Raw genomic sequence first — 17,361 nt, forward strand, 5'->3', positions numbered from 1 at the left:
AAGGAGTCACGATGCTGATTACCGGTGGACGAGTGCTCGTCGACTCGGGGGCCTACCTGGAAGACGGTGCCGTTCTCATCGAGGGCGACTCGATCTCTGCCGTCGGGCCGCGCAAGGAGATCGAGGAGCGGGCCGGGGCCGACGTGCCTCGATTCGAGTTCGGCGGAACCGTGCTGCCGGGGCTCATCGACGCTCACGTTCACCTGGCCTTCGATGGCGGGCCGGACCCGGTGTCCACCCTCCAGGGCTCGACGGATGAAGCCCTATTCGAGGACATGCGGCGGCGCAGCGAACAGCTCCTGCGCAGTGGCGTTACCACCGTCCGCGATCTCGGCGACCGCGGCGGACTGGCACTTCGTCTGGCTGCGGAAATCAGCGATCGGCGTACACCAGGACCGAGGATCGTCTCCGCGGGCACCCCGGCCACTACCGTGGGCGGACACTGCCACTTCCTCGGCGGCGAAGTCTCCGGCGAAACCGAGATCCGCGAGCTCGTACGGCGCAACCTCGCGGCCGGGGCAGGTGTCATCAAGGCGATGGTCACCGGCGGCGGTCTCACGAAGGACGGCCCCAGGAGCCATCAGTCACAGTTCACGGCGGAGGAACTGGCCGCCCTTGTGGAGGAAGCCCACAAAGCGGGCGTGCCTGTCGCGGCCCATGCGCACGGTGCCGACGGCATCGCCTCAGCCGTAGAGGCCGGCGTCGACACCATCGAGCACTGCACTTGGATGTCGAGCGATGGCCTGGACTTCCGGCCCGACGTGGTTCAGCAGATCATCGCGAAGGACATCACCGTCTGCCCGGCCGTAAGCCCGCACTGGCAGATGCTCCCGCGCTTCTTCGGCGAGGAGCGCGCCAACGCGATGTTCGACCTGGTGCGGCAGATGGCCGACGCCGGAGTCCGCCTGATCGCGGGGACAGATGCAGGCGTGCAGCGTGCCGGCTTCGACGGGCTTGCTCAGGCCCTGTCGTTCTACTCGCACCTGGGGCTGTCGAACGCCTCGATCATCGACATGGCGACGTCGCAAGCGGCTGCTGCCCTGGGCCTGGGCGAGATCACGGGGAAGGTCGCTCCCGGCTTCCGAGCGGATCTCCTCCTGGTGGACGGTGACCCGCTCGCGGATCTCTCCGCACTGAGCGGAGTCCAAACCGTGTTCGCCTCCGGTCTGCGCCACGAACCGAACAGCACGGGACAGTAAAGAACCTCACCCTGGTGCCCCTGTTTCCTGACCCTCGCGGGTCCGGGGAACAGGGCACTAGTGCCGCTCAGGAACAATTGGTGATTCAATGCGTATTAGGGCGGCTTGTACCGTAGGCGGCATGTCTGTGGATATTCGTGCTGTATTGCGTAAGCAGGAGGATGAGCTGCGGCGCTTTCGCCGGAACCTGTTCTCTACGGAGCCGGCTGATAGCGGCCTGGCCTCTGTACTGCCCAAAGACGTGCTGGAGCAGTTGCGGGCGGAGGGAAAGACGGTGCCGCATCGCTTCGGACCGGTGCGCTCGGTGACCGACAGGCATGCTGTCCTCACCATCGTCGGGGACATCACCGACCAGGCCGTACTCCTGGACCGTCCTGGCCGGGAAGGGGCTGTGCTGACACTGTCGGTCGCCGCGCGGCACAAGCAGCTCGGCACTCGCCAGGCAGTTGACCCGGGGGAGGCGCGAGCCTGGGTGGAAGCGATCGTGGGCCCCAAGTGGCTGCCGCACTTTTACTCTGCTGGGGCCCTGAGCGGCTCCACTGCGGGCGAGACCTCGCCGTCGAGGCCGTTGACGACGCAGTACTTCTACCTATTCCTCGGCGCGGACGGTGTCCCGCACGGTGAGCCAGAACATCAGCTCGGCGTGCAGTTGACCCCGCTCATCCATACGCCCTGACGATCACCAGAGTCCAGGGCGAACGTCGCCTGATGCGGCACTAGTTGTTGGTGCTTGGACCGGCCTTCTTGTCCAGCTCGCTGGCGAGGTCGTTCAGGATCGAGAGGACATCGGCCGGCAGGCCCTCGGCGCTCATTCCGCGGGCCCGGACTCGGCCCACCTTGCCCTGCTTGGCCGCCGACATGAGGCGGAGTCCTTCGTAGACCTGCCGGGCGACGGACTCGTTCGGCTCGAAGTACAGCTTGGAGACGTCGAAGAAGTTGGCCAGACCTTCGAGGACCACGGGCACCGGTGCGTCGTCTCCACCCGTCCGCAGGGCCTCGATGTCCTCGGCCGATGTGACCTGGGAGCCCGCGTAGGCGTTCACCGAGTCCGCGATCTCCTGATCCCCCGGAGCGGTTCTGCCCGGGTAGGAGCGCTCCAGCAGGAGAGTGATCTTCTCAGCCAGCGTCTCCGGCACCTTCTCGGCCTCGGCGGCGTCCTCGCCAGCCTCTCCGAAAGACCGGTCCTGGGCGCGCTTCAGCTCGTCCTCGGTCACCCCGTATGCAGCCGCCAGGAGAGGGACGTACCGGTCCTTGAGCCGTCGGACGCCCTGCTCAGCTCCAGCCACCGGCCCATCGCTCTTAGTTCCGATGACCGCCCGCGTCTCGTACCGGTAGAGGCCGGCGTCGCACCGTAGGTCGGTCAGATCGGGCAAGCCGTCGCGCGGGAACAGGTCGTCCAGATCCCGGTTCAGCACCCTGGCGAGAGCAGGCAACTTCTCTTGATCGGGTGTCGTCGCTCCCGACTCCCATCCCGCCACGGTCGAGTCCGCAGCACCGAGGGCGGACGCCACGTCGGCCTGCGAGACGTCGGCGGCTCGACGTACCGCACGCACACGTTCTCTGTCGAAACGGCGAGCTGGCATCGGACCTCGTTTTTTGGGTGACCCGAGGAATCCTCGGACTGTTGACTTTTGATGCGAACCAAGATAGCTTCATCTTAGCGAAAAACGAGGGGGTTCGCACCCCTCTCAGCCTTCGCACACCTGCGGTTCCCATCGTGGACCGACTTGGTGGAGAGGGGCTACCGCGCATCACTCGGGCGCGGTCCCTTCCCTCAAAACGCCATCGGCGTCCGAGAGTTCGCACCTCTCGGACGCCAGACAGCTCGTGATCCGCGGCCCCGACAAGGGCGCTGGTCACTCGCACGGCCACTCCGTGTCCTTTCGCACGGCACGACGGAGCGGCGTACCACATAAAGGAGTGTCGCATGTCCCCTACTACGGACTGCAACCCGAAGGTGGAGATCCCTTCGGGCCCGGCCGAACGGCTGGCGGCGCAACTGTCGTCCATGCTGCCGGAAGCCGCTGTCGTACAAGTTCGCCTTCAGGGGCCTCGGACTCTGTGGCCTCACCTCGGGCTGACCGCCGTGAACGCCCGTGGACGGACCCTTCGTATCCCTCGGGCGAAGGCGCTCACCATCGCCCGGTGGATCATTCGCTCGTTCCCCCAGGCCGGATGGGCGGCCTCCGGCGGGCATGCCTTCGACCTGCGGACCGCTGAACTGCGCGGGCTGGAGGCGTGATGGCGGCCGTGGCACCGGCGAACGCGGGCCCGGCCGTGGACTTGCAGGGACTCGCGACCATGGTCGGCCTCTTGGCTCAGGCCGGCGGCCTGGACGCCTTGTTGGGCAGTCAGGCTACGGACTCCCGCGACAAGCGTCTGCACATCGGGTACAGCGAAGCCGCTGAACGGTTGAACATTCCCGAAAAGTGGCTTCGTGAGCGTATATCGACGCTCCCGCACCGGAAGTTCGGGAAATTCGTGCAGTTCACAGAGGACGACCTCCACGCGATTTCCGATATGCACTTCGTCAGCCCTGGTGCAAGGACCCAGAGGGATGACGAGTCGGCACTGATGGCGCTTCAGCCGTCCAAGCGCTCTCGTAAGCGTTCCTGATCTCCTCTCGCGCCCGATGGAACAATTCGCGGCGCTGCGAACATCGCGAGACACAAATGAGCACTGACATATCCAGCCTTATCAAGGCTGTGCACCAGGGAAACTGGCTGCCCCTCCTGGAGGAGTCTAAGAGAGCTCCGGGTAAGCACTGGGCCGAATCTGCCCGATGCGCCAACCAGGACATCAACATGTTCGTCCCTCTCGCAGACGGCCCGCGGGAAGACCCCGACGTGGTGAAAACCAAGTTGGGAATCTCCCTCAATCGTCCTCGCAATTTCTGCGCGTCATGCCCTGTGGCCGTCGCTGCCCGGTGCCTGGTGGAATCCCTCAAGGATGACGACGAGTACGGCATTCGGGGCGGTCTTCTGGCTTCGGAGCGCTCAGAGTTGCGGCGTGCTTGGCAAGACCGGGACACCGAGAAAGCCGTAGAAGGCGCGCTTAGAGGGTGCACCTCACCTCTGACAAAGCCCGCCCGGGACGCGGTGATTGCGCGCTTCGCCACTGATCCCTCACTGGACGCTGCCGCCGTCGCCCGCGGGCTTGGCGTGACGCACGAGTATCTGCTGAAACTCGCCCGTCGCTACCGAAAGTCTCAGGCCGGGCAGGGCACGCCCCCGCTCCGCGTCGTAGCCGCCTGACTCCGCTCCCGAAGAAACGATTCTTCCGCACGGCGGACCCTGCGTTCACGGGAGTTCTCCCATGCTTCAGAACAGCCCCTCCGGATTTCGCCGTACGAACATCGGTGCTGAGATCCGAGAAATTGCACCTACGGCCGTGCTCGTGCGGGTCTTTCCCGTAAGTCGGTCTGTTACCCACCTCTTCGAATCGGATTTTTACCGCATGCTCATCGACCGCAGGACCGAAGAGGAAGTGGCGCGAATGGTCAGGCGCGGTTTCGGCAGGGCAGCCGACTGGCGTCGCGCCCACGATTTCTACCTCCCTACCGAAACGCTGTATCTCACCCCGGAGCCGCATCAAAACGGCTACGTCCCGGAAGACGACCAGTCTTTTGGCCTTTCCCTCAGCCGTCGCATATTCATAGGCTGTGGTGAGCGCTGATGAGCGACATAGCGACCGAACTGGTCTGGTCACAGTCAAAGTCGTGCCGGGGCTCACGCCTCGTCATGCTGGCGCTGGCCCGTGAGGCGGACGACGACGGCAAGGCGACGCTGACCCTGGACGAGATATCGACGCTTACCCGCCTTACGCCCCGTTCGATAACAAAGTGCCTCGGAGAGCTGGCGAAGCTCGGAGAACTGAGCCACGAGCGAGGAGGTGGTGCTTCCAACCCGAATGCCTACTCCATCCTGCTGTGCAACGGTGCCGTGGAGGAAAGCACCAGTCCGGGGAAGGAAATTCCTACTTCCCGCCCTGATGAGTCAGTTGTGGGACAGAAGGTCCATGAAGTTGCTTCCCAGAACCCCGCTGCGGAAGCCGGAAGTAGGAAGTTTCATCACGCAGATTCGGAAGTTTCTTCCTCGCGCGTGCGTGGTGGTAATACTCCCTACGGGAGTATTACCACCACCAAAGAGCAAGCTAGCTTGCTGAGGTCGCACCGAGAGAACAGCACCGTCAAGCAGGACTCGGTGAAGGTTCCGGACGGAGCCAAGGACCTGGTAACAGCCATAACAAGCGCTGGAATGCTCGTCGGCTGGCGACTGACCGAATCGGAATGGGATCGGGTAACAGCTCTCGCAGCACGTTGGGGAAATGAACGGCTGGTCGAGATGGTGGCGCGGCGATGGAACGCCGACCGCCCGCCACAGTCCGCCCGCTATCTGCTGCGTATCTGGGCTGATCTGCCCTCGCACGCTCCCGCAGCAGCCTCCCCGGGGAATGTCGTGCCGTTGCGTCGGCAGTCCGGAGGCTGGATTCCCTTTCAGAACACTGCCGCCCCCAGCGCTTACCAGAACGGATTTTGATCATGGCAGAGCCGGAACGCGCGGGCAGCGCCAGGTCGATGCGCGCAATGGAACGAATACTCGCTGCGAAAGGACTTCAGGCAGTGCCGGATGTCAACCCCGCCGACGAGGCACCGGAGGAGAACCCGGGAGACCGCGAGTGGCACTGCCGGGCTCGTGCCGACTACGCCGTGAGCCGCTGGCAGCGGGCAACCCCTCCCCGCTTCCGTGATGCCGAGGCCACGCTGCCGGAGGTCATCGGCTGGTCCGACCGGGCACTCACGGACAACGCTGCCGCTGGCGCTCTGCTCCTCACCGGTCTCACGGGGACGGGCAAGACGCACCAGGCGTACGGGGCCTTGCGGAGGATCGCGGCCGGCGGACCGGACCGGTTCGAGCTGATCGCCGTGAACTCAGCGGACATGTACGGCAACCTGCGCCCGTCACCGGTCATGGGGGCAGCAGAACACGAACTGCAACGACTCAGCCGGGTTCAGTACCTGCTCCTCGATGACCTCGGCACGGCGAAGACCTCGGAATGGACCGAAGAGGTCACGTACCGGCTGATCAACTTCAGGTACAACCACTGCTTGCCGACGATCATCACGTCCAACCTTCCGGCCCGTGATGAGAACGGCCCGGACCTGAGCGACTTCGTCGGGGCCCGCGTGGCGAGCCGTCTGGCCGAGATGGTCACGACCCTCGTGCCGATGATCGGCGCCGATCGGCGCCGTGGTGGGAGGGCGGCGTAATGCCCGTCCGCCTCTGCGGAGCGTCCCGCGACGCCGCAGCGTTGTCCACAGCCTGTGCATACGTCGGTCCTCGCAGCCGGTACGCGAACCCGTTCACAGCCGGGGTGCGGTCCCCGCTCGGTCCCCCGATGGACGCTGCGGAGTCGGTGGACCTCTTCGCCGCCACGCTCCGGGGCCCGGTCGGACGTCACTACGCCGCTCGCTTCGCCCGAGTCCTGCGCGGGCTCGACCTGATGTGCACATGCCCCCTTGACGCTCCGTGCCACGCGGACGTTCTCCTCCGCCTCGCCAATGAGCCCGGCGGCAGCACTGCACCCTGCACTACCGATCTTCTGGAAGGCCCCTGATGAGTCACCCGATCATGCTTGCTGCGGCCAAGCACCTCACCACCGCAGAGGAACGGCGCAAGACCGCTCGGGAGGCCGCGTTCCGCACCTGGGGTCCGAGGTCGATCACCGCAGCGTCCAAGTACGCACGCACTCTCCTGGGGGACGCCGCAGTCACGCTCGACTGGGAGGTACTGGGGCTTCTCAGCTTCGAGGAACACCTGCAAGCCTTCGCGTCGCTCGACACGACCGGGGGCCAGCACCTGGAGCTGTACTACACCGATCAGGGCGGCACGGAACGAATCTCGTTGCGGGTGTCGTGCGTGAGCTGCCCGAGTCAGCACGTACACGAGGTCACGTCCTTGGAACAGCTCGGACAGCTCCTCTCGCAGACCCCTGCCTGGCAGGACATCAGCCCGCGCGACGGGGGCAACCTCTGATGTCACACGCACACATAGACACGGCGGCCGGAACCGAACAGCAGGAGAGCTACAGCCTGCGCGGAATGACGGCCTGGGACCGCAGTGCGATCATCCTGCTCGGCGCGGCCGGCTTCGCCTTCTCGTACGACGCACTGCGTCAGATCGCCCTCGCGATCCACGCCAGGGAGACCTTGTCCTACCTCTTCCCGGTGTTCATCGACGGGTTCATTGCCTACGGCGTGCGGGCGATCGTGCTCCTTCGGCACCAGCGGTTCGCCGCACGGCTCTACGCCTGGTTCTTGTTCCTCGCGGCGACCGGGGCAAGCCTCGGCGCGAACGCTCTGCACGCCATCACGTTGAATGATTCTCCGCAGGCCGGACGGTCCGCGCTGCACCTTACGGACAGCGTCGTCGGTGTGCTGTCGATGCTCGCGCCCCTCGCACTGGCCGGATCGGTCCACCTCTACATCCTGATGGCGCGGACGGCTGAGCGGGCGGTCCCGGACCGGGCTGACACTGGTCCCGGACCGGTCCGCGAGGAGTCTCCGACGCTCGAACGCGTCGCGGTCCAGCAGGGTCCTCGTCCGCTCGAAGCACCAGCGTCGATGCCTCCACGGCTGTTGACGAGCGGTCCGTCCGCGCCGCAGGATGCCGCCGCAGTAACCGTTAACCTGCGGAAAGCCGAGCCCCTGCCCGACGTAGGGCCACGTACGGAGGACGCTGCGGCTCACCCGTCCGCGGGAGCGGACGGAGAGGAGACGGAGGGTAAGAGCGCGGACGGACCGGGCGGCGAACCTGCGGACCACGCGCCGACCACAGCAGTGCCGGAGAGCACGAAATCCTCCGGGCCCACGGCGGTCCGGACCCCTACGGACGGCGAAAAGCCGTCCGTCCCGGACGACGCGGAATGCCCACAGGACCGGGAGGCGGACGACGACTGGTTGGCGGAGTTGTTGCCGATCGCGCGGGCCGCTACCGAGCGGGCCGGACGGACCAGTCGTGAGGTTGTAGGGGACGCCGTCCGCAAGCACCAGGCGATCAGCAACGACCGTCTTGGTGTGCTGCTGGCCCGGCTGAAGGAAGAGGACGAGGAGGCAACGAGGACACCCGCCGCTGCCTCCACCGCCCTCTGGTGATCTCATCTCATGACGGGCCCGGGGCCTGCGTGGCTCGCGCTGCGCAGGCCCCGGCCGGTCAGCTTGATCAGGAAGGAACGACGATGTGGTCTCGCCGACGCGACCGGGCGGAGGACGCCGTCCGCGCCGATGCCGTACAGGCAGCGTCCGCCCTCACGGTTCACCTCCAGGGCGGCGGCAGTCTTGTGCCGGTCCAAGCGGACGGCCTTGCACTTGCGGCCGGTGAAGTCGCCTTCGCGGACGTGGCGTGCTCCGCCGCCCGCTTCTACGGGACAGAGGTCGACTACCCGACCTCGGCCAGCGGGTATTTCGAGGATCACCCAACCTTCGGCCGGCGGTGGGTGAGCAACGGTCGACTCGACGCCCGTCGGCGCCAGGAAGCGGAGGATGCCGCTCTTCCGCAGTGGCGCGATCACACCGCCGCCCGAGTGGTGCTCACCTCAACCGGGGTACGGCTCCTGCCGCTGAGGGCTCGTGAGTGGATGCCGTTCGACCACGCCCTTCTGACCGGGGTCGCTGCTGAGCCGTCCGCCGTCGTCCTCTCGTACAGCACGTGCGCACCCCTGCTTCTTTCCGGCCCGGCCGCGCCGTGGCTCGGCGTGGCGATTGAGCACCTTCACCACGGGGCCGCATAGGGCCCGCAAAGCCTTCCCCCGAGCGAAAGCCGGAACTTAATTCCTGGAATTAAGTTCCGGCTTTTTTCGTGATTCGAGTTGTCCGCGAACCCCTGCAAGGATTCAGGCACGGCCAACGCCACAAGGCGTTTCCCGGCCGTAGAGATCTGCTCACGATCTCGCCCGAATTACGGAAGGGGCTGATGGCCTTGATATGAGTAACGCGCCCGTCAGCTCAACCGTCTCGCAGATGCGAAACAAGATCGAACTCTTCCGCAGATGAGACAGGCAGATAGAGCTATACGCTCCGGCCTGCTTTGCGATTTCCCCGGCATTCGCCGGTAAAGCCCGCAGGAGGAATCCCCCTCCTTCCTGCGAAGGAGCGGCGCGGCCCCCAGCCCCCGCGGGACCGCGCCGCTCGCACTTCCGAAATCTCTTGCACCAAGGTTGTGGTTCCCGCATGCCTCGATCCACCCGTTTCATATCCATATCAGCCGCAATAGGTGTGGCTGGTTCCCTGACCCTTCTGTCGACCGGCTGCTCCAGCTCGACCAACGACGCCTCCGCGGCCTCGACCGTGTCCGCGCAGCCGCACTCCGTCTCGGCGGGCATCCCCGACACGGCCACGCCGCACAGCAGCGCTACCTCCTCCTCGTCAGCTACCGGACTCCCCAAGGACGTTGAGCGGACGGCGCGGGCCTTCACTACGGCCTACGCGGAGCACGATGCCCGCGACGGTGCCGACAGCTCGTACGCGGATGCCGGCGCTCGGGCAGCCCGGCTCGCCTCGGGGGAACTCGCTGGCGTGCTCGCCCAGAAGCGGCCGAGTCAAGACGCCGCCTGGGCCGCCCTGCGGGCCGAGAAGGCACATCAGACGGCCAAGATCACGTCAGCAGTCGTCCCCGACGGCGCACCTGCGGCAACGGCCTCCTCCGCTCTCGTCCGCGTGAGCTACACCCTCACGACCGCCCCGAAGTCCGGTCACACGCGCAGCAGTAGCGAACAGCTCGCGCTCCGCCTGGAGCACACCTCCATGGGCTGGCGCGTCAGCGCCTTGCCCTGGGCGTGACGGGGCCGCGATGAACAAGGGCACGCAAGCTGGCCTGGGACTCGTCACGGCCGGGCTCATCACCGGTGTCGCCATGCTGACCACGTTCGGAGGGGCCGACAGCGCCTCCGCGCAGGAAGCCGGACCGGGTGGCGGCATCACGACGGACGCTCCCGTGCCGGGCTGGGTCCGTGAGCTGATCAACAAGCACGCGGGCGAGTGCCCGCAGGTCACAGCCTCGCTCCTGGCGGCTCAGCTCTACACGGAAAGCCACTTCAACTCCGGCGCGACGTCACCCGTCGGCGCTCTCGGGATCGCCCAATTCATGCCGGGGACCTGGGCCCAGCACGGCAAGGACGGCGACGGCGACGGGGTCAAGGACGTCCGCAACCCCGCCGACGCCATCGCCGCGCAAGCCGCGTACGACTGCACCTTGGCAAACGAGGTCAAGAAGGTGCCGGGCGACTCGACGGACAACATGCTGGCCGCGTACAACGCGGGCGGCGGCGCGGTGATCAAGTACGGCGGCATCCCCCCGTACCCCGAGACCCGCAACTACGTGCGCAACATCCGCGCTCTGGCCTCGAAATGGGCCGACGCCGTCAGCCCGGACGCACCGGCCGGCAAGGGCGCCGCCCGCGCGATCTCGGCCGCGAAGACGGCCCTGGGCACTTGGTACCGGTGGGGCGGCAGTTGCGTCATGCCGTACGAGGGTGTGGGCGGCTGCGACTGCTCCTCGCTCACCAAGATGGCCTGGTCAGCGGCGGGAGTGAACCTGCCGCGAACCACGTACGACCAGGTCCACGCAGGGACCGCCGTCAAGGCCGTCTCCCAACTCGTCCCGGGCGACCTGCTGTTCAGCGTCCCGGGCAGCGCCGGCCCTGAGCACGTCGGCATGTACATCGGCGGCGGCCAGGTCATCGACGCACCGCACACCGGGGCTCAGGTGCGGATCAAGCCGCTCAGCTACTGGAAACCGCAGATCATCGCGATGCGGCACGTCGGCTAATCACGCCAAAACATCCCAAACCATTCCTCACAGCACCAAGGGGCTAAACCATGCACAACCTCCTTTCTGCCGCTGCCGATCCCTCCCTGCACACGACCCTTGCCGCCGGAGCCGATGTTGTGTCCGGCGTGAAGCCGGACTGGGGCCCCTTCGGGAAGCTCGGCGGCACGGCGAAGGTCATCCTGGGTGTCATCGCCGCCGTCGTCCTCGTCGTCGGCGCCGGTGCCTTCCTCGCCGGTGTCGGCAAGTCGAAGGGGTGGTTCGGTGAGGGCCACTCCACGATGGACAGCTCGCGCGGCAAGGGCATGATGGTCGGCGGCCTGACCTGCGTCTTCCTCGTGGCCAGCTTCGGCACCATCTTCGCCATCACGTACGGCATGGGTGTGTAACCCATGCCTATCCGATCCCGGAGGAACGTTTCCTCCTCGAAAGCCAGCGGAGCGCGCCGCTCGTCGGCCAAGCTCTGGGGCATCGCGGCTGGCGGCGCGGCCGTGGTCACCGCGGCCGGGGTGGTCGTCAGCATGACGACGGGCACCCCTCCGGCCACGGCACCCTCCGAGTCGGCACCCGCCCACTCGGCTCCGCAGGCGAGCGGGGAAGGCGTGCGGGAGCTGCACGGCGTCCCCGTCGGCTACCCGCACACTCGATCCGGCGCCAAGGCGGCAGCGGCCAACTACACGACGGTCAGCGGGAGCTCGCAGTTCCTCACGGACAAGGACGCGCGGCACCGTGCGGTGGCAGTTATGGCGGCCAAGGGCTCGGCTGATGCGGCGGTGAAGAAGGCCGACCACGCTGCCGAGGACGCGGTCGCCTCCCTGCGGGGCGACACCTCCAAGGTCTCCGTGAAGAAGACCGTCGCGCGTACCGGTGTCCTCTCGGCGCATGTCCTGGGCTTCGACGCCCACGGGGCGATGGTGCGGCTGTGGACGACGACGGTTCGCGGCAGCACGGCCGGGCACGCGACACCGAAGACGGGTTTCCAGTCGGTGACGGTCACCCTCACCTGGGAGTCCGACGACTGGAAGCTGAAGGACAGTTCGGCCTCGACGGGACTGGTCGCTCCGATCGACGTGCGGCAGGCATCCAACGTACCGGGCGACTTCTCGGACTACGTTCCGGCCGCTGCAGAAGACCCCGTGCTGAGCGGCGCCGAAGACCGCAGTGGATTCCCGGCACCGTACGGACACAACGAGCGCGGCGCGCGTGCCGCTGCCGTCAGCGCCACCATGCTCTACGGCGACCCTCGGTTCTTCACCGATGAGGACTGGCGGCACCGGATGCTGTCGGCCACGGCCGCGTCGAGCGTGCTGCACTCGGTCACCTCGGACACCGACTCGACGGCTCGTCTGGTCATGGAGAACCGCGGTGTCGGCGCGGACGGGACGACCGTCGACGGCAGCGAGCTGATCACGCGGACGGCGGCGCTCGCCACCCGCTCGATCTCCTACTCCGACCAGGCCGCGAGCGTGGAGCTGTGGACGGCGTCGGTGGGGGGCGTCGCCGGGAAGGACGAGACGCAGCGCCCGCAGGTCGCCTTCCTGCGGATGACCGTGGATCTGGTCTGGGAGGACGGCACCTGGAAGACGACGGCCGTCACGCCGTCCGAACCGCTCGTGCCGTCTCCGCCGGCCATGGAGGAGGCGGCCCCGGCCGACAGCTTCGCGGACGTGGGGGGTGCCAGCAATGCGCCTGCGACTGCGTGACGACGCCCCCGGCCTGCTGACCATCGAGCGGGGAGCGCCGGGTCGCTGGCGCCGCCGCCTCCAGGCGGTGGCGATGGTCAACGTGATCATCGGGTTCGTGTTTGTGCCCTCGGCGGTGGCCAATCCCTTCTGCTACATCCCGATGGTGTGTGAGGCGAAGGCGGCCATCGACTTCGTCAAGGACCCGCTGGGGTTCCTGCTCCAGAAGCTCACCGAGGCGAACATCTGGTTCCTGCGCAAGATGCTGGAGCTGATCCAGAACACCACGAAGATCGACCTGACGAGCCCCGGCTTCCTGAAGCAGTACGCGATCATCTTCGCGGCCTCCAGCCTGCTCACCGTGGCCCTCTGGTTGATCGCCGTGGCCAAGCGAGCGGTCCGCGGAGTCGCCCTGACCACCGCCGTGTCCGAGGCGATCGGCTTCCTGCTCCTCCAGTTCGTGGTCAACGCCATGACGCCGGGCGCAATCGCGCTGCTGATGAAGGCCATTGACGAAGTCACGGCGGTCTTCGAGCCGTACGCGACGAGCAACTTCAAACCGTTCCTGGAGAACATCCTCAAGGTCATGGCAGCCAACCCCACGGAGGGCGTGGGACAGCTGCTGGTCGTCAACCTCATCATGATGTGCGGCGCCCTGCTGATGTGGATCGAGCTGCTGATCCGCAGCGCGGCCATCTACGTGGCCGTCGCGCTCGGGCCGATCGTCAACGCCGGGCTGGTCGATCGCGACCTGTGGGGCAAGTCGAAGAAGTGGTTCGGCGCCATCTTCGCCATCGGCCTGAGTAAACCGATCTTGTTCGCCCTGCTGGGACTGGGCGGCGCGATCCTCAGCGACACCTCGGGGAGCATGTCCGACGCGGTCTCCAAGACCCTGGTCGGCGCGTTGATCCTCCTGCTCGCCGTATTCGCGTCCGCCACCCTCTACAAGTGGGTGCCCGCCTTCGGCGACGAGATGGCCAGCCTCCACCATGACCGCAAGAGTGCACAGTCCTCCGGCCCGGCCGCCGCGATCGACGGCCCCGCCCAGCACGCCAACAGGGCGATGGGTGCTCGTGTCCAGGACTCCTTGGTCGGCGGCTCCAAGACCGCTGGCGCCAAGGCCGCTGGCGCGAAGATGGGCGGCGGAACTGCTGTGGCCGGACCGGTCGCGGCCGGGGCCGCCATTGCCAAGGCCGGTGTCGACATGGCGAAGAACAAGGCCACCAGCTCCCCGGGCGCGCAGGGCACCGACGCCGCAGGCGGCGGCAAGCCCGAACAGCCCGAAAGCCAGCAGGGCGGCGAGGACACCGCCGGAACGTCCGGTGCACCGGCCGCCGCTCGTCCCCAGGGAGCGACCTCCGACCCGGTCGTCAGCTCCTCTCCGGACTGGTCCTCGGCCGGTGGCCACGCCTCGGCCGGACGCGCACCGGAAGCCAACGGGGCACCGAGCACAGCACAGCCGTCCTCCCCGCCGTCAATCGGCACGGGAACCTCGGGCCCGACACCACCCGCCTCCCCCTCCTCCGCATCAGGAACCACCTCGGGCACCGGGCCCTCCGTCACGCCCCCGCCGCCGTCGCGGCCCTCGGGCGGCCAGGCACCCGGACGACCGAACCCCAGCAAGGATCAGTGACCCTCCATGTCGACTCGTACGTATCAGTTCGGAAAGCACCGCCCCACGGGGCTGGTCGGCCGCCGCGACCTCGGCGAACAGGTCGTCCTCGGCGGCGGCGCCGTCACCGGCATCCTCTTCGGCTACCTCTTCAACGGCGTGACGGCTATCGCCGCAACGTGCCTGGTCCTGCCGATCCTGCTCGCCCTGGTCATCGTGTACGCCCCGTACCGGCCCAAGGGCACGTCCCAGCGGCGCACCCTCTACCGCTGGTGGCGGATCAACCGCTACCGCCGCAAGGCGCTCCGCCGTACCGGCGGCGTGTGGGTGTCCCCAGCTGTCGAGGCCGGCGTGCGTGCCAACGGCACGCCCCCGGACGCCGCTCTTGTGGAGCCGGAAGGCGTCACGGGCATGACGTGGGTGCCGGTCACGGTCCGCGGTCAGCAGGCCGTGGTGGTCCTCCAGCCGGAGGCCGGGTGCGTCACAGCCACTCTGGAGATCGCCTCGCCCGGCCTCGGCGGCAAGGAAGTCGGTGAGCAGATCGTGGCCCTGGAGCGCTGGGGCGAACTCCTCGACGCCTTCGGGAACGTCGAAGAACACCCGGTGAAGCGCATCCAGGTCCTGGCCCGGCAGATGAAGTCGGACCCCTACGCCCACCAGCGTTACATCGCGCAGCGCGACGAGTCGGCCGCGACGACGGACGCCCCGCAGTGGTTGAAGGACTCGTACGACGTACTGGCCAACGCCGTCTCGACCAGCGCCGAGGAACACCGCTACTACATCACCATCCACGCCCGGTTCACCCGCGACCTGGCGGCCGAGGGCGCCGCCCGCGGTACTGGTGACGAAGGGATCGCCGCCGCAATGGCCGCGTACCTGGATGAGCTGTGGTCCCGCGCGGAGGACGCCGACCTCTCCGTGATCGCGCCCCTGGACGAGGGCCGGATGACCGCGTTCATCCGCAACTCCTACGACCCTGACCACGCCATCTGGGACACCGACCTCCGACAGGCGCACGCCTTCCCCCGCAACGTCGACGTCCGCGACGGCGCCCACGTTGCCACCCGAGCGGCAGGCTCCACGGACAGCTGGTACCACGCCACGGCCGCCGTCGTCGGATGGCCCACGACCCCCGTCGGCCCCGACTTCCTCTCGCCTCTGCTGATCGGGATGCCCGACGTCATCCGCACCATTTCGATCACGCAGCAGCTCGAACCCAACGACAAGGCCGTGGAGCGGATGCTCGCGGAGGACACGAACAACCAGGCCGAGATCGACCGCGACCGGAAGCGCGGCAAGAACATCGACCCGCGCGACCAGATCGCCGCCAGCGCCACCGGATCACGCGGCATGACCCTGGCCTCCTCCGGCGCGGCCGGCTCCGCCGTCGTCGGCTACATCACCATCTCCTCGCGCAGCGCCGAAGAGCTGGAGCGCACCAAGCGCACCACCGCCTCCCGCGCCCGCAACGCGCACCTGCGGATCGAATGGCTCGACCTCGAACACGCCCGTGCCTTCGCCACGACCCTGCCCCTCGCCGGAGGCATCAAGTGACTGACCTGCTCGACCTCGCCCCGCTGTCGCCGATGCACGAGACGGTGCGCCGTCCCCTCTACACCGAGACGACCACCAGCCAGGCCCTGTACCTGCCGATCGCCCCGCCGACCCTCGGCACGGCGGGCGCGATCATCGGCCGGGAGCTGTACTCGGGCAAGGCGTTCATCTACTGCCCGTTCTCGGCGTTCGGTGACGGCCTGCCCGGCGGCAACATGATCGTCATGGGGGACACGGGCCGGGGTAAGTCGGCCCTGACCAAGACCTACGCCGCCCGACAGATCCGCCTCGGGCGTCAGGTCGTCGTCCTCGACACCAAGGAGCAGAAGGAACGCGAGGAAGGCGAGTGGGCCGCGCTCGGCCGCTCGCTCACCGGCAAGGCCCCGGTGAAGTTCGCCCCCGGCGGTAGCCGGGGCGCCTCGTGCATCAACCCGATGGACCCGGCCATCGCGGGCAAGCGGCAAGTCGAGCTGGTGCGCACGATCGTTGAACTCGGTCTCGGCAAGGCCCTGGACGAGTTCGCCGGCTCTGCCCTGCGGATCGCGATCCGCAGGGCCCACCAGCGGGCGGGAGAACTCGGCCGCACCCCGGTCCTGGCCGACGTCTCCGCCGCGCTGCGGTCCCCGGAGGAGTCCGACGCGACGGCTAAGAAGCGTACGCGGGACGAACTTCTCGGTGACGGCCTGGAGGCGTCCTACGTCCTGGACCGGCTCTGCGGCAGCGAACAGGACGCGACCGGCGACCTGACGGGCATGCTCGACGGCCCGACCAGCCTGGGCGTGGATCTCGATGCCGACATGATCGTTTTCGACCTGACCAAGGTTCCGTCCGGCGGCGTCGCCATGACCATCCTCGTCGCCGTGATCTCGGTCTTCCTCGAAGAGGTCTGGCTGCGCCCGCTGTGCGAATGCGGGACGGAGCCGGGGCAGCACAACCGCGTCGTGGTCGACGCGAACTCCGGGGCCTGGGAGCTGGGGCCGAACCCCGGCTCCGGCTGCCGCCGCTACACGCAGCGCAAGCGCATCCTCGTCTGCGAGGAAGCCTGGCACATCCTCGGGACCCCCCAACTCGCCTCGCTGCTTGAGAAGTTCCTGAAATTCGCGCGGGGATACGGGCTGAGCTGCATCTTCATCGTTCATCACCTCTCCGACATTGACGACAGCCCGGAGACCCAAGCGGCGTTGAAGATGGCCGACACCATCGTGATCTACAGCCAGAAGAAGGCGGAGGCGGAAGCGACGGTGGCCCGGCTGGGTCTGCCGTCCTGGACGGCCGAGCACATCATGCGCCTGCGCCGCGGAATCGCGCTGTGGAAGGTCGGCGAGGTGATCTACCCCGGCGTCCAGCACCTCTTGGTGGAGGCCGAGCAGCACCTGTGCTTCTCCTCCGGCTCGATGTCCGACCTGACCAGCACCTCCCCGGACGCCGAATGAGCGGATACCGCCGCCCCTCAACCGCCGACCCCTTCCACGCAGACTCGGAACGAGCCC

At 67.5% G+C, this 17,361-nt stretch carries 19 protein-coding genes; 18 read left to right on the forward strand and 1 reads right to left on the reverse strand.

Annotated elements, in window-relative coordinates; genetic code table 11:
- Positions 1-11 precede the first annotated feature (11 nt).
- Positions 12-1,199, forward strand: a complete 1,188-nt coding sequence (locus BLT97_RS21645; protein ID WP_070200838.1) for an amidohydrolase family protein — start codon at positions 12-14, stop codon at positions 1,197-1,199.
- 121 nt (positions 1,200-1,320) lie between these two features.
- Entirely contained in the window at positions 1,321-1,875 is a 555-nt protein-coding gene (locus BLT97_RS21650) for a hypothetical protein (RefSeq protein ID WP_070200969.1), read from the forward strand.
- 40 nt (positions 1,876-1,915) lie between these two features.
- On the opposite strand, the gene BLT97_RS21655 is transcribed toward BLT97_RS21650, so the two are convergent.
- On the reverse strand, positions 1,916-2,752 hold the full coding sequence (locus BLT97_RS21655; protein WP_244210018.1) for a helix-turn-helix transcriptional regulator: 837 nt from the start codon (positions 2,750-2,752) through the stop codon (positions 1,916-1,918).
- Between the two features lie 688 nt (positions 2,753-3,440).
- Between BLT97_RS21655 and BLT97_RS37935 the strand changes: the two genes are divergently transcribed.
- From BLT97_RS37935 to BLT97_RS21735, 16 genes are all read left to right on the forward strand, one after another.
- Positions 3,441-3,815 carry a helix-turn-helix domain-containing protein gene (locus tag BLT97_RS37935; protein WP_244210016.1) on the forward strand — a complete coding sequence of 125 codons (375 nt, stop codon included), beginning with the start codon at positions 3,441-3,443 and terminating at the stop codon, positions 3,813-3,815.
- Positions 3,816-3,871: 56 nt separating this feature from the next.
- A complete protein-coding gene (locus BLT97_RS21670; protein WP_079167231.1) occupies positions 3,872-4,453 on the forward strand; it encodes a WhiB family transcriptional regulator in 582 nt (193 codons plus the stop codon).
- Positions 4,454-4,514: 61 nt separating this feature from the next.
- Complete coding sequence (locus BLT97_RS21675; RefSeq protein WP_141760739.1) at positions 4,515-4,874, forward strand: hypothetical protein; 360 nt, start codon at positions 4,515-4,517, stop codon at positions 4,872-4,874.
- Positions 4,874-5,737 carry a hypothetical protein gene (locus tag BLT97_RS37560; RefSeq protein ID WP_141760738.1) on the forward strand — a complete coding sequence of 288 codons (864 nt, stop codon included), beginning with the start codon at positions 4,874-4,876 and terminating at the stop codon, positions 5,735-5,737. Before BLT97_RS21675 ends, BLT97_RS37560 begins: the two co-directional genes overlap by 1 nt.
- A gap of 83 nt (positions 5,738-5,820) precedes the next feature.
- Complete coding sequence (locus tag BLT97_RS21680) at positions 5,821-6,468, forward strand: ATP-binding protein (RefSeq protein WP_079167230.1); 648 nt, start codon at positions 5,821-5,823, stop codon at positions 6,466-6,468.
- Complete coding sequence (locus BLT97_RS21685) at positions 6,468-6,815, forward strand: DUF4326 domain-containing protein (RefSeq protein WP_079167229.1); 348 nt, start codon at positions 6,468-6,470, stop codon at positions 6,813-6,815. Before BLT97_RS21680 ends, BLT97_RS21685 begins: the two co-directional genes overlap by 1 nt.
- Positions 6,815-7,234: a DUF6195 family protein gene (locus BLT97_RS21690; protein ID WP_070200833.1), complete on the forward strand. Its 420-nt coding sequence runs from the start codon at positions 6,815-6,817 to the stop codon at positions 7,232-7,234. The genes BLT97_RS21685 and BLT97_RS21690 overlap by 1 nt, the downstream gene beginning before the upstream one ends.
- Positions 7,235-7,299: 65 nt before the next feature.
- Entirely contained in the window at positions 7,300-8,352 is a 1,053-nt protein-coding gene (locus tag BLT97_RS21695) for a DUF2637 domain-containing protein (RefSeq protein WP_070200967.1), read from the forward strand.
- A gap of 83 nt (positions 8,353-8,435) precedes the next feature.
- The gene (locus BLT97_RS21700; RefSeq protein WP_070200832.1) at positions 8,436-8,987 is read left to right on the forward strand and encodes a hypothetical protein; all 552 of its coding nucleotides are present in this window, start codon (positions 8,436-8,438) and stop codon (positions 8,985-8,987) included.
- 484 nt (positions 8,988-9,471) lie between these two features.
- Positions 9,472-10,035: a hypothetical protein gene (locus BLT97_RS21705; protein WP_070200831.1), complete on the forward strand. Its 564-nt coding sequence runs from the start codon at positions 9,472-9,474 to the stop codon at positions 10,033-10,035.
- Between the two features lie 10 nt (positions 10,036-10,045).
- On the forward strand, positions 10,046-11,023 hold the full coding sequence (locus BLT97_RS21710) for a C40 family peptidase (protein WP_093612734.1): 978 nt from the start codon (positions 10,046-10,048) through the stop codon (positions 11,021-11,023).
- Between the two features lie 50 nt (positions 11,024-11,073).
- Positions 11,074-11,412: a hypothetical protein gene (locus BLT97_RS21715; protein WP_007447287.1), complete on the forward strand. Its 339-nt coding sequence runs from the start codon at positions 11,074-11,076 to the stop codon at positions 11,410-11,412.
- Between the two features lie 3 nt (positions 11,413-11,415).
- Positions 11,416-12,726 carry a hypothetical protein gene (locus tag BLT97_RS21720; RefSeq protein WP_244210014.1) on the forward strand — a complete coding sequence of 437 codons (1,311 nt, stop codon included), beginning with the start codon at positions 11,416-11,418 and terminating at the stop codon, positions 12,724-12,726.
- Positions 12,707-14,338, forward strand: coding sequence for a hypothetical protein (locus BLT97_RS21725; protein ID WP_244210012.1), 1,632 nt, complete (start codon positions 12,707-12,709; stop codon positions 14,336-14,338). The genes BLT97_RS21720 and BLT97_RS21725 overlap by 20 nt, the downstream gene beginning before the upstream one ends.
- Positions 14,339-14,344: 6 nt before the next feature.
- Positions 14,345-15,871, forward strand: a complete 1,527-nt coding sequence (locus BLT97_RS21730) for an SCO6880 family protein (protein ID WP_070200829.1) — start codon at positions 14,345-14,347, stop codon at positions 15,869-15,871.
- Positions 15,868-17,304 carry an ATP/GTP-binding protein gene (locus BLT97_RS21735; RefSeq protein ID WP_070200828.1) on the forward strand — a complete coding sequence of 479 codons (1,437 nt, stop codon included), beginning with the start codon at positions 15,868-15,870 and terminating at the stop codon, positions 17,302-17,304. The genes BLT97_RS21730 and BLT97_RS21735 overlap by 4 nt, the downstream gene beginning before the upstream one ends.
- Positions 17,305-17,361 lie beyond the last annotated feature (57 nt).

This window comes from Streptomyces indicus (assembly GCF_900100315.1).
GTDB lineage: Bacteria > Actinomycetota > Actinomycetes > Streptomycetales > Streptomycetaceae > Streptomyces > Streptomyces indicus.

Excerpts from the sequence above, each read along its gene's own strand:
- BLT97_RS21675 (WP_141760739.1), top strand. The coding sequence starts at position 4,515 with ATGCTTCAGAACAGCCCCTCCGGATTTCGCCGTACGAACATCGGTGCT.
- BLT97_RS21715 (WP_007447287.1), top strand. The coding sequence starts at position 11,074 with ATGCACAACCTCCTTTCTGCCGCTGCCGATCCCTCCCTGCACACGACC.
- BLT97_RS21695 (WP_070200967.1), top strand. The coding sequence starts at position 7,300 with ATGACGGCCTGGGACCGCAGTGCGATCATCCTGCTCGGCGCGGCCGGC.
- BLT97_RS21730 (WP_070200829.1), top strand. The coding sequence starts at position 14,345 with ATGTCGACTCGTACGTATCAGTTCGGAAAGCACCGCCCCACGGGGCTG.
- BLT97_RS21685 (WP_079167229.1), top strand. The coding sequence starts at position 6,468 with ATGCCCGTCCGCCTCTGCGGAGCGTCCCGCGACGCCGCAGCGTTGTCC.
- BLT97_RS21710 (WP_093612734.1), top strand. The coding sequence starts at position 10,046 with ATGAACAAGGGCACGCAAGCTGGCCTGGGACTCGTCACGGCCGGGCTC.
- BLT97_RS21700 (WP_070200832.1), top strand. The coding sequence starts at position 8,436 with ATGTGGTCTCGCCGACGCGACCGGGCGGAGGACGCCGTCCGCGCCGAT.
- BLT97_RS21650 (WP_070200969.1), top strand. The coding sequence starts at position 1,321 with ATGTCTGTGGATATTCGTGCTGTATTGCGTAAGCAGGAGGATGAGCTG.
- BLT97_RS21690 (WP_070200833.1), top strand. The coding sequence starts at position 6,815 with ATGAGTCACCCGATCATGCTTGCTGCGGCCAAGCACCTCACCACCGCA.
- BLT97_RS21670 (WP_079167231.1), top strand. The coding sequence starts at position 3,872 with ATGAGCACTGACATATCCAGCCTTATCAAGGCTGTGCACCAGGGAAAC.
- BLT97_RS21645 (WP_070200838.1), top strand. The coding sequence starts at position 12 with ATGCTGATTACCGGTGGACGAGTGCTCGTCGACTCGGGGGCCTACCTG.
- BLT97_RS37560 (WP_141760738.1), top strand. The coding sequence starts at position 4,874 with ATGAGCGACATAGCGACCGAACTGGTCTGGTCACAGTCAAAGTCGTGC.
- BLT97_RS21720 (WP_244210014.1), top strand. The coding sequence starts at position 11,416 with ATGCCTATCCGATCCCGGAGGAACGTTTCCTCCTCGAAAGCCAGCGGA.
- BLT97_RS21725 (WP_244210012.1), top strand. The coding sequence starts at position 12,707 with ATGCGCCTGCGACTGCGTGACGACGCCCCCGGCCTGCTGACCATCGAG.
- BLT97_RS37935 (WP_244210016.1), top strand. The coding sequence starts at position 3,441 with ATGGCGGCCGTGGCACCGGCGAACGCGGGCCCGGCCGTGGACTTGCAG.